This is a genomic window from Lewinella sp. LCG006 (genome assembly GCF_040784935.1).
Lineage (GTDB): Bacteria > Bacteroidota > Bacteroidia > Chitinophagales > Saprospiraceae > Lewinella.
The window spans coordinates 5,405,226-5,417,567 of sequence record NZ_CP160680.1; the positions used below are offsets into that span (position 1 = coordinate 5,405,226).

Below are 12,342 nucleotides of genomic sequence, written 5' to 3' on the forward strand. Positions count from 1 at the left end.
GGTGTTTATTTTTGATTTAACGGGAATTGAGTTTATTTTCTTTGAAATTTCATCAAGGTGTGATGCAAGTCCTCCAAGGAGTGTCTGGTGATCATTGACCTTTACTCTCGGGTGTTTCCCTTCCTTCACTTGAAAACTACATTTGTTTTTTAGAATGATAAATAACTTGTTTACAGTACAGTTTTAGCATTGGCAATCATGTTTTACTACTGATTTCTATATTCCCAGCAACTATTCCCTCCAATTCTCGTAAAAAACAACAGTTTTTAAAAACAAGCTCGTATTTTTAGCAGCAAACAAAGATTTTCGGTTAAGAAAACGATTCATCAGCGCTAACCTCAAATGAAATTCAACGAAGACTCGCGCGTCAAAATACCGACGCTATTGCATTTGATCAGGTTAGGGTACCAGTACCTTAGCCTCAAGGGGGCCAACTGGCGCAGGGATACCAATATCTTTACCGACATTTTCGTGGCAAGTCTCCGTAAAATTAACGTGGGGCTCACGGAAGCGGATGCCCTCCGCTTGCTCGACGAGATTTCTTTGTTGTTGGACAATGAGGATGTCGGTAAAGCTTTCTACGAGCGGCTGGTGGAAAAATCGGGTGTTAAACTCATCGACTTCGAGGACTTCCATGCGAATACTTTTAACATCGTCACCGAACTACCCTGCGAAAAGGAGGAAGAATCCTTCCGGCCAGATATCACGCTGCTGATCAATGGGATGCCGCTGGCTTTTATTGAGGTCAAAAAGCCCAATAACCGGGAGGGGATCCTGGCGGAAAGGGATCGCATGGTGACCCGCTTTCAAAACAAGAGATTTCGGAATTTTTTCAATATCACGCAGCTGATGGTCTTCTCCAATAACATGGAGTACGACGATGGCTCGCCCCAACCACTGGCGGGGGCTTTTTACGCGACTGCTTCGTACCAAAAGCCCAGCTTGAATTACTTTCGGGAAGAAGAAGACCTGGATTTATCCGTTTTGCTGCAAGCCCAGGATGATGCCGTAGAGAATTTTGTACTGAAAGATACCAACCTCGTAAGCATTAAGCACTCGCCGGAGTTTGCGACCAACAAAGATCCCAACCGTCCCACCAACCGGATTTGTACTTCCCTGTTTAGCAAAGATCGCCTGGCTTTTATTTTGGAATATGCCCTGGCTTACGTGCAGCAGGAAACCCATCTGGAAAAGCACATCATGCGCTATCCTCAGCTGTTTGCGACCAAGGCGATTGGTCAGAAACTGGATGAGGGTATTCGTAAAGGGATCATCTGGCATACGCAGGGGAGTGGGAAGACGGCACTGGCTTTTTACAACGTCAAGCACCTGACCGCCTATTTTCAGCAGCAAGGAATCGTCGCCAAGTTTTACTTTATCGTTGATCGACTGGATTTGCTGAACCAGGCCAGTAAGGAATTTACGGCCCGCGGCCTGAAGGTGCAAAAGGTCAATTCCCGCGAGGAATTTGCCCGCACCATTAAATCCAGACAGGCGGTAGAAAACAACGATGGTGCGCCGGAGATAACGGTCGTCAATATCCAAAAATTCCAGGATGATCCGACGATATTACGAAACACCGATTACAACCTGAGCTTGCAACGTGTCTACTTCCTTGATGAGGTACACCGCAGCTACAACCCCAAAGGGAGCTTTCTGGCCAACCTGCGCGAGTCGGACCCCAATTCCATCAAGATTGGCCTGACGGGCACGCCGCTGCTGGGCGATGACTACAATTCTCGCTCGCTGTTTGGAGGCTACATCCACAAGTATTACTACAATAAATCCATTGCCGATGGCTATACCCTGCGCCTGATTCGGGAGGAGATTGAAACCTCTTACAAGCTGACTTTGGCGAAAGCCCTGGCAGAACTGGAGATTATCAAAGGCAAAGCCGATCGTGGGAAGCTTTACGCGCACGAAAATTTCGTGGAGCCCATGCTGGCTTATATTGTCAAAGATTTTGAGCAGGCCCGCTTTCACCACAACGATGATTCCATCGGAGGGATGGTCGTTTGTGATTCCTCGGCACAGGCCAGAATGATGTACAAAATCTTTCAGGAGAAATATATGGGTGCAAGAGAGTATACCATGGTACCTTCCTTGGCGGATGCTGCCGAACCGCTATTAAGTTACGCCGCCAAAAAGAAAGCGGCACGCCAGGTACGTACTGCGGCCCTCATCTTGCACGATGCTGGCACCAAAAAAGAAATCGAAGACCGGGTAGAGGCATTTAAAGCCGGGAAGATCGACTTCCTGTTTGTTTTCAATATGCTTTTGACGGGTTTTGATGCCAAACGCCTCAAGAAATTGTACATTGGGCGCGTCATCAAATCACACAACCTTTTGCAGACGCTCACGCGGGTCAACCGAACTTATCACGATTTTCAGTACGGCTACGTCGTGGATTTTGCCGACATCAGCAGCGAGTTTGATAAAACAAATAAGGCTTACTTTGATGAACTGCAGGACGAGCTGGGCGATGAGATGCAGCACTATTCGGACCTCTTCCTGTCTGCCCAGGAAATAGAAACGCAGATCAAGGAGATTGAAGACGCGATCTTTGATTTTACGACCAATAATGCCGCCGTTTTTTCGCAGCAGATCAGTGAAATCAACGACCGCAGCCAGATGCTGGAACTCACGCGGGCCTTGAACCAGGCCAAAAGCTTGTACAACCTGATTCGCCTTTCCGGCAATTATGAGCTGTTGGAGAAGCTCGATTTTCGAAAACTCACTATACTGGCGCGACTGGCGAACGACCGCCTGCAACTCATCAACACCCGCGATGCGCTGGAAAACCAGGTAGACAATACCAACCTGCTGAACATGGCCCTGGAAGAGGTCTTGTTTGCCTTTACGAAAGTAGGCGAAGCAGAAATGGTGCTGGCCGACGAGCTGAAAAACATCCTGCAAAAAACACGCGAAGCCCTGGCTGGCAGCATGGACCCTAAAGATCCCGAAATTGTATCGCTCCGCGCCGAGTTGGAGCGCCTGTTTCGCAAGAAAAACCTCAGCGAAATTACCCGCGAGGATATGGAAGCCAACATCGCCGACCTGACGAAACTCTACGCCCGTACCCGCGAGCAGGAACGCAAAGACCAGCTGCTGCGCGCCAAGTACGACTACGACGCCAAGTACGCCCGCGTGCACAAGCGCATCCTGGAGAAAGGCGACCCCGCCGCCAGCAAAAGCCAATTGCTAGCTGCTCTGTCGGGTTTGAAAGAAGCCGTGGATACCAACGTACAGCAAAATCCCCGCCTGCTGGAAAACGAAAGCTACGCGGAGAAAATGATGGTGCGGCTGGTGATTGAGCAATTTAAAAACAAGAACAACATTTCCCTCACCGCCGAAAGCGCCAAGTTTATCAACCAGCTGGTGGTGAAGGAATACTTAAACGATTACTACGGACGACCAATATGACCACAACCACGACCGATTTTAAAGCCAAAGTGGAGACCATTATCGACGACCTCAAAGGCGTGTGTGCCAGCTACGGGCTGGGCAACGACGGCAATGAGTTTAAGATCATCACCCAGGTGTTTCTCTACAAGTTTCTGAACGATAAATTTGCGGCAGAAGTCAAAACCATTGAGCCCCAGCTGGCGGCCGCCGAGCATTGGGAGGATGCCCTGAAAAACTATTCGAAAGACGAATACGAGCTGCTGCTCCTGCAACTGAGTGAAGGCACCGCCCGCCTGCAACCCGAACACCTGCTGAGCAGCCTCTTTCACCGGCAGGACGAGGCCAACTTTGCCACCCTCTTCGACGATACCCTGCAAGGCATTGCCAAGGACAACAACGACCTGTTTTCGGTGAAAACCGACAGCGGCTCCAAAGTTGTTCTCTTTGACCGCCTGAGTGCGTACATCTCCGATACCTCCAAGCGAGATGCTTTTTGCAAAGCCTTGATCAATAAACTTATCGGCTTCAGCTTTGAGCACATCTTTGCCGAGAAGTACGACTTCTTTGCCAATATCTTCGAGTACCTGATTTCTGATTACAACAAAGACAGCGGTGGCAAGTACGCCGAGTACTACACGCCCCACGCGGTGGCCCACATCATGGCGCAGTGCCTGGTGGATGCGCCGGTGAGCAACGTGACCTGCTACGACCCCTCGGCGGGTTCGGGTACGCTGCTGATGAGCCTGGCCCACGCCATTGGGGAAGACAAGTGTACCATCTACTCGCAGGATATTTCGCAAAAATCATCGAGCCTGCTGCGGCTCAACCTGATCCTAAACAACCTGGTGCATTCTATCCAGAACATTATTCAGGGCAATACCATCCAGCACCCCTACCATCGCGACGAGCAGGGCCAGCTGCGGAAGTTCGACTACATCGTCTCCAATCCGCCCTTTAAGCTGGATTTTAGTGATTACAGCGCCGAGCTGGAGACCAAAGCCAATCGCGAGCGCTTCTTTGCCGGCATCCCTAACGTACCCAAAAAGGCCAAAGACAAAATGGCCATCTACCCGCTCTTTATCCAGCACATCATGCACTGCTTATCGGCCAAAGGCAAGGCGGCCATTGTGGTGCCTACGGGCTTTATCACCGCCCAGAGTGGGATAGAGAAGGCCATTCGGCAAAGGCTGGTAGAACAAAAAATGCTGGCGGGCGTGGTCTCCATGCCCAGCAATATTTTCGCTACCACGGGTACCAATGTGAGCATCCTCTTTTTGGATGTGACCAATACGGCAGAGGTGGTACTAGTGGACGCCTCTAACCTGGGCACCACCGTAAAGGAAGGAAAAAACCAGAAGACCCTGCTGAGCAGAGAAGAGGAGCAACAAATCATCGACACCTTTAACAGCAAAACCGCTACGGATGATTTCTCCGTGGTGGTAAGCTACGAAGAGATTGCCGCCAAAAATTACTCGCTAAGTGCCGGGCAGTATTTTGAGGTGAAGATCGAGTATGTGGATATTACGAAGGAGGAGTTTGAGAAACAGGTTTCTGAATACCAAAAAAGATTAAATGATTTTTTCCTAGAATCAAAAAGCTTGGAACAGAATATTCAGAACATGCTAACTACTCTTAAGTATGACTAGAGTGACAACAAAGCGTCTTGGTGATATTCTGAACTTTAAGAGAGGCTATGACCTTCCTTCTTATTTGAGAAAAGAAGGTCCATATCCAATTATTAGTTCTGGCGGTATTTCTGGTTACCATAATGAGTATAAGGTAGAAGGAGAAGGCTTAGTAACAGGTCGATACGGTACGTTAGGTCAAGTCTATTATTTGGATGAAAAGTACTGGCCTCATAATACTGCTTTATACGTGACTGACTTCAAGGGAAATTATCCTAAGTATGTCTATTTTCTGATGCAGTGTTTAGGTAATGTAGCAACCTCAGATAAAAGCGCTGTCCCAGGTGTTAACAGGAATGAATTACACGAACTACAAGTTCCTTATCTCAATTTTAAAAATCAGAAGCTGTCAGCAGACTTATTATTTGATCTAGAATCAAAAATCGCCCTCAACAACCGCATCAACACGGAGTTGGAGGGGATGGCCAAGTTGTTGTACGACTACTGGTTTGTGCAGTTTGATTTTCCTAACGAAGAAGGCCAGCCTTACAAGTCTTCTGGCGGGAAGATGGTGTATAATGAGCGGTTGAAGCGGGAGATTCCGGTGGGGTGGGAGGTGTTTAAATTAGAGGATCTTGGTACTTTCAAAAACGGAATTAATTACGATCCATCAGAAGAAGGTGATACAAAAGCCAGAATTATCAACGTAAGGAACGTCAGTAGTTCATCAATATTTATCGCCAATGAAGATTTGGATGAAATCTGGCTTAGAGGTGCTAATGTAGAGAAGTATTTAGTAGATGAAAGTACAATATTGATTACAAGAAGTGGTACGCCAGGTGCAACTCGGCTGATTGCTGACTATCAAGAAAATACTATTTACTGTGGGTTCATTATTTGTTTCAAAGCATTTGATTTTGACCAAAAAAATGTAATCTTCTATCATCTAAAAAATGTAGAAAAATTAATGTCTACCCAGTCAGGTGGCACGATTATGAAAAATGTCAGTCAGGGTACATTGAAGGATATAAAAGTAGTCTTGCCTCAAAAAGATCAAATGAGAATTGTACGAAATTTCAATCAAGTTTTGAACCCTATTTTCAAAAAAATAAATCAAATTCAACAAGAAAACCAGCACCTCACCTCCCTGCGGGACTGGCTGTTGCCGATGCTGATTAATGGGCAGGTGCGGGTGGGGGAGTAGGCCAAGCCTAAAGCATTGTTTGAGAGGGATGGGCTTTTTGATCGGCGGGTAAAGGAGAGGAGTGATAATAATGTTTAAAATGTAAAGCAAAGCAGATCAGGGCTTTCTACTTTTATTTATAATACAAGGGGTTTAAAAAACAGCAATTAACGCGATGGCAGACAATCAAATAGAACTAAGGACCATTACCGAACTACTGGGTTTGAATTTTTATATTCCCGATTACCAAAGGGGCTATCGCTGGACGCACCAAAACGTCACACAGCTTCTGGAGGATATATGGGAGTACCGGCAAGAGAAAAGTAATGCCAATACCTTTTATTGTTTACAACCTATTGTGGTCCGTAAGAAAAGCTGGAAGGACGCTTCAGGGAAGGGTGTTGAAGGCTACGAGCTGATAGACGGTCAGCAACGATTGACGACTATCCACCGAATCCTACACTATTTGAGCAAAGAGCATCTGAGAATGGATAGTTTAAAAGAGGAATATGGTAAGGAGGTGTACACCTTAGACTATAAAACTCGTCCTGAGACGAAAGCCTTTTTGAATACCAATACATACAATGATTCTAAGCCGGATTTGTATTACTTAAGTGAAGCGTATCAAACCATAAAAAGCTGGTTCGAGAATGAAGAAAACATGATTGGGAGGTCTGGCAAAAATACTTTTTTAGATACGTTGCTACCTGATGTGCAATTGCCTAAAAGTAAAGAAAATTGGCCAGAATGGAGCATACAGGTTATTTGGTATGAGATACAGGATAACACCCAAAAAAGTAAAGAGTTATTTACTCGCTTGAACCGGGGTAAGATACCATTGACCAGTGCAGAGCTCATCAAAGCAAAATTCGTTAATCAAGATAGTTTTAAAGAGCTGGATCAAGATGACAGGATAAAGCGCCGAACACAACTCGTTCAAATATGGGATGAAATAGAGAATCAGTTAAATAATCCGAAGTTCTGGGCCTTCATATCTAATGCTCCACTGGAGTACTACAGTAGTAAGATTGAATATCTCTTTGATGTAGCTACGGGCAAGAAATCAAATGAGAGTGACAAGCTGTACAGCTTTCTTCATTTTTTTGATAAAAAGGAAGATGCTGATTCTTTGTGGGAAAAATGGATAAAGGTTGAGGAAATATATCGCTCGCTCAGGTATTGGTACACTGACAAAAACTTATACCATAAAATTGGCTTTTTGATAGCAACTGGAACGAGTATCCGGGACTTAGTGGCAATAAAAAAGAACTGGACAAAAGATAGATTTGAGCATGAGATAAATCAGTTAATAGCTAATGCTATACCTGATAATTGGAGCGATTTAGATTATCAAAACAGGAATGATACTGAGAAAATCACCAATACATTGCTGCTCACCAATGTAGAGCTCACTAGGTTGAACGAAAATATTAACGACTTCTTCCCTTTCGAGATATATAAACGAATTAGCAAAAGCCTAGAGCACATCCATGCGCAAAATATTGAGGGCATTAATGTGAATAAGCAGGAGCAATGGAAAACCTGGCTTACCACTCACCTTGATGTTTTGCCATCGGTAGTTAATGATCCAGTAAAAGTGGAAGAAATAACAGAAGCTGTAAATAATGCACTGGATGACCTCAAGTATACTCAGTTTGAAGAATTGAGCACTAGGATATTGAACCTTCTACCGAAAGAAGAAGGGGAAGAAGGTGATTACCTGCATAAAATACAAAACCTGGCTCTTCTTGGGATTGAAGAGAATATAATGCTTAGCAACTCTGTTTTTGAGGTAAAGCGAAGAAAAATAATTGAACTGGATAAAAAGGGAGCATTTCTTCCTCTTGCTACTCGTCGGATTTTTCTCAATTATTACGCAGAGGAGTCTTCTCCTAACTATTCTCTTTGGACGAGCCAAGAGCGAAAAAACTACCTACGGGAAATTGAAGAATGCTTAGCTCCATATTTGAACTTAAAACTGAAAAACGATGAAGATTAGCTTTACAGAAGTACTCAAGAACAAAATAGAAATTCCGATCATTCAGCGAGATTATGCACAAGGGCGTAAGGATGATAAAACATCCAAGATTAGAAGAGATTTTTTAGATGTAATTTTTGAGTCCATTGCCACGATCCTCAATAGTTCAGCAAAGAAAAAGCTAGAATTAGATTTCATCTATGGGTTTAACCAAGAAGGGGATAACTATAAAACATTTACGCCAATTGATGGCCAGCAGCGGTTGACTACGCTTTGGCTATTGTACTGGTTTGTTTCTGCTAAAGAGAATGTTGCAGTAGATGAAAAAGCTTTCTTGACTAACTTTGTTTACGAGACCAGGCATAGTACTACCGTCTTTTGCGACAAACTACTTGACTTTCAGCCAGGATTTGAGAATCGCAGCATTAAAGCTGAGGTAATGAATCAACCCTGGTACTTTGATACATGGGATTACGACCCGAGTATTCAAGCAATGTTGGTTGTCTTAGAGGAGATCGAAGTACGTTACACAGCGCTGGGGGAGGATGATATTTGGAATATTTTAGAAAATGAAAATTGTCCATTCTACTTCTATAAGCTGGATATGGACAAAGTTGGATTATCTGATGATCTTTATATAAAAATGAATTCGCGCGGTAAGGCGCTAACAGAGTTCGAATATTTTAAAGCAGGTTTTTCGGATATTATTACCGATGAGAATTTAAAACAGCGCTTTGAAGATTCCGTTGACCGGGAATGGATGGATTGTATTTGGAAAGTTGTTAAAGAAAGTGAATTCTATAACACGGAGATAGATATTGCATTGACGGTAGATAATAGTTTCTTGAACTTCTTCAACTACTTCACCTATGTGCTGGCACTAAAGAATGATTTACCTTACAAAGACACGGTAGAATCCTTAGCGGTAATCAAGGAGATATACAAGGATGAAAAAAATCTACTATTTCTATTCGATATTTTAGACGCAATTGTTGAACAACAAAACAGTAATAGTACTTTTTGGGATAGTATTTTTTACTACGATAATCAGGATTTTGACCACTCAAAAACACGGTTATTTTTTCCGCACGAAGACAAAGACTTGTTGCATAGATGCTTGCTGTACTATGATGTCGGACGTGGATTGTCCTATCCTGAACAGCTCTTATTGTATGCTTGCTTAATTCACTTAAAAGGCAGCAGTGAAAATTTTCCTAAGAATATTCGAATTGTCAGAAACCTTGTAGCTAACTCCGAAAACGAATTAAGGGAACGTGTATTAGGAAAGAGTTTCAGTGAATTAGAGGCGTTTATTCTAGACGAGGACTTGGAAAAGGTAAAGAATTTCAAAACAGATCAAATAGAAGAAGAGAAGGGAAAAAGAAGATTCATTACTCAGAATCCACCTATGGAAAAGGTTATTAACAGCTTAGAGGATAGTGACATTTTTCGAGGCTGTATCTCTATTTTTGATTTGGATGATAGCTTAAATGAAAGGGCACCAAAGTTTCTGAATATTTTTGACGAGGAAGAAATAAAAACTGACTTCATCAACAGAAGTAATCTGCTATTGTGCTTTGGTGATTACTCTCAGAAAGAAGGGAACTGGTATAATTTACTTTCTCCGGCAAGAGTAACGCTTAGACGATTTTTCACTACTCCCGGGTACGGGAAGGAAAAGCAAATATTCTCTAATACCAAACCGGTATTGATGGAGTGCTTAGATTTTTTTATACAAAATTCCTCCATTTCTATTGAGCAACATCTGGACAGTACACTGAGTGCTTATGAGAGTAAACCTAAAGACTGGAAATACTATTTCTTAAAATATCCATCCTTTCGGATAGAGTGTCACGATGGATATTACTGGTGGAATGAAGATACAGAATACGAATTGTGGAAGATGAGAAGAAAGCGTTTCAATGGTTTCAATTGGCAGCCTTATTTATACGAAATTGTAACAATGATAAATTCAGAAGACGTTAGATTGGAAAATTATAACTTCCCGTTAGATCTCTCTAATGGGCGAGAACGAGTTAATATTTCAACTATTGAAAAAGGCTTTTTATTTAAAGACGAAGATGAAGATAATAACGCTAATTCGCTTATTCAGCAATTAATCGAAGATGAAATAATTACAGAGGAAGGGTTACTGGAAGTAGAGCAGAACGATGAAGGGCTCGACTTAGAAGACCGAATAGTGAAACTCAAAGAAGTCATTCAGGATATCCTGAATAATGATTAACAAATTCACTGAATTTACACTAGATGGGGAATTCATTGAGCGGTAGAGTGACAAAGGTTGTATCCATTATTATGGTGCGATAATTCGTCCGAAAGGAGAAAAAACCTGATAATTATCTGGAAATAAAATTGATATAATGGAAAAGATTACTAAGCTCGTTGTACAGGCGTATACTACACCAGCTGGTCTTTTGGGAGTGTTAATCATAATACTTCTTTCTGGCTCTGGCTGTGAAAATAATCGTTTTGAAATCACCCAAAGTTCTGGATCAAAAGCTTCTCAAGAACAGCGCTCCTATTTACAGGAGGGGCCTGGTAAAGATTGTCTTCAGTCGTATTTTCAATCCTATCAATCAGTGGAAATTCGCTTTCCAGAGGATACCTTACAATACTCGGTATATAAGGATAATATTCAGAGCTATTTGATAGCCAAAGGTGTAAAAGTGACTTATCAGGATACCACAGGAAAAGTTATTACTAAGGTTGTACAAGTTAATCTTTTTCCTGATGAGAACAAGGGTTGTGAGGTAGAGGCAACGGAATCGCAAGTACAAGAAAACCATCCGGCAACTGGATCAACTCAGCGTAATACAAAGACACCTGTTGCTCCTGTTACCCCTAAGGCTACCCCCAAGCCTCCAAGAGAAAAGAGTGCCGCTGAAAGAATTAAGATGTAGAAAAGGGGGAACAAAAAGGGCTGTAAGGATTTCCTAGGTGTGATATTGAATGTAGGGAGATTCATTGATCTGGAATTCAAGCGTACTTTTGAAAGCTATATCGCAGAAAAAAGAGAAGCACTGGGAGCCAAGTTTGAGGAGCAATACCCTTTGGGAGAGCTCTACGATAAATATTAATTACTGCTCGCTGCTTGACCGTATAATGGGTTACGCTGAGCAATAAAAAAATAGTCAGTCATGAAACGTGTTCTGAAGTTCCTATTTAACGCTGCTCGCACTTTAAGCTTAATCCTGATCCTGGGCTTGCTGGGCCTATCCTTCTACCTCTCATTGGATGAACAGCGGGAGCGGGATTTTTATCAGGCGCTGGAAAAATACGAAGACCGCCAAGCGGAATTTTCCGGCGATGATAGTGATGACGAAATGAGGATTATGGCCATCGATGAGCCGGCGCTTTCCAACTACGAGGCACAGAAGGTCCAAATTCCGGTTAAGGGAGGATCTGCGTACTTACGTCCTTCCCAAATCATGTACATCCATGCCGGTTCTCCAGTTACGATTGTTATGAACAACGATAGTACAATAGCAACGACAGAGAGCCTTACCCGCCTCGATCGAATGCTGCAGGATGTAGATGGGGGCTACTTCTTTCGGACCAAGAGTACTATTCTCAATTGTAGCTATGTGCTCCAATTTACACGAGAAGGCTCAGAATATAGGGGCCGATACACTTATCAACATGTCGCCAAAATGGAGGACGGCGAACAAATAAATGTTTCCAAAGAAAAAGCAGACGAGCTATCCGAGCTGCTGGATAATCTGACGTTTTGATTTTCAACTCCGCATTTAGACTTTTCAACTCCGCATTTAGTACATTGGGAATACGGGTATTGCCTGTTCGGTGGAACTTCCTCAAATTAGTACTCGATAGCCACTTTCACCTGAAGGTTCTTGAGCATTCAGTGTAGAGTAGCAACTAATTTTTTTGAAAAAATAAAGTATTATGTCTGACAAAAATCAATCTTCGAACAACGGAGGAAATGACCAGTATTCTAAAGAAGAGCTAGACAACCACGCCAATCAGCTCAACGCTAACAATGATGCCTACTGGCAAGCCAGGGGCGAAGAGGAAAGGCCAGAGGATTGGGAAGAGAAAGAGGAGTAAATTAGGAGATGATTGGGAAATCGGAAATTTTCCGATTTCCCAACTATAGCGGTCACTTTTCAGAT

8 protein-coding genes are annotated in these 12,342 nt (G+C 43.2%); all 8 read left to right on the forward strand.

Annotated features, from left to right (window positions below; genetic code table 11):
* Positions 1-342 precede the first annotated feature (342 nt).
* The 8 genes from AB0L18_RS19485 (at position 343) to AB0L18_RS19520 (ending at position 12,277) form a co-directional block, all read left to right on the forward strand.
* Complete coding sequence (locus AB0L18_RS19485; protein ID WP_367388990.1) at positions 343-3,423, forward strand: type I restriction endonuclease subunit R; 3,081 nt, start codon at positions 343-345, stop codon at positions 3,421-3,423.
* Complete coding sequence (locus tag AB0L18_RS19490) at positions 3,420-5,051, forward strand: class I SAM-dependent DNA methyltransferase (protein ID WP_367388991.1); 1,632 nt, start codon at positions 3,420-3,422, stop codon at positions 5,049-5,051. The genes AB0L18_RS19485 and AB0L18_RS19490 overlap by 4 nt, the downstream gene beginning before the upstream one ends.
* Complete coding sequence (locus tag AB0L18_RS19495) at positions 5,044-6,234, forward strand: restriction endonuclease subunit S (protein ID WP_367388992.1); 1,191 nt, start codon at positions 5,044-5,046, stop codon at positions 6,232-6,234. Before AB0L18_RS19490 ends, AB0L18_RS19495 begins: the two co-directional genes overlap by 8 nt.
* 154 nt (positions 6,235-6,388) lie before the next feature.
* Positions 6,389-8,212 carry a DUF262 domain-containing protein gene (locus AB0L18_RS19500; protein ID WP_367388993.1) on the forward strand — a complete coding sequence of 608 codons (1,824 nt, stop codon included), beginning with the start codon at positions 6,389-6,391 and terminating at the stop codon, positions 8,210-8,212.
* Positions 8,202-10,436, forward strand: coding sequence for a DUF262 domain-containing protein (locus tag AB0L18_RS19505; RefSeq protein ID WP_367388994.1), 2,235 nt, complete (start codon positions 8,202-8,204; stop codon positions 10,434-10,436). Before AB0L18_RS19500 ends, AB0L18_RS19505 begins: the two co-directional genes overlap by 11 nt.
* 136 nt (positions 10,437-10,572) lie before the next feature.
* The gene (locus AB0L18_RS19510) at positions 10,573-11,112 is read left to right on the forward strand and encodes a hypothetical protein (RefSeq protein WP_367388995.1); all 540 of its coding nucleotides are present in this window, start codon (positions 10,573-10,575) and stop codon (positions 11,110-11,112) included.
* Between the two features lie 237 nt (positions 11,113-11,349).
* Complete coding sequence (locus AB0L18_RS19515; RefSeq protein ID WP_367388996.1) at positions 11,350-11,943, forward strand: LytTR family transcriptional regulator DNA-binding domain-containing protein; 594 nt, start codon at positions 11,350-11,352, stop codon at positions 11,941-11,943.
* Between the two features lie 172 nt (positions 11,944-12,115).
* A complete protein-coding gene (locus AB0L18_RS19520; RefSeq protein ID WP_367388997.1) occupies positions 12,116-12,277 on the forward strand; it encodes a hypothetical protein in 162 nt (53 codons plus the stop codon).
* The last annotated feature ends 65 nt before the right edge of the window (positions 12,278-12,342 follow it).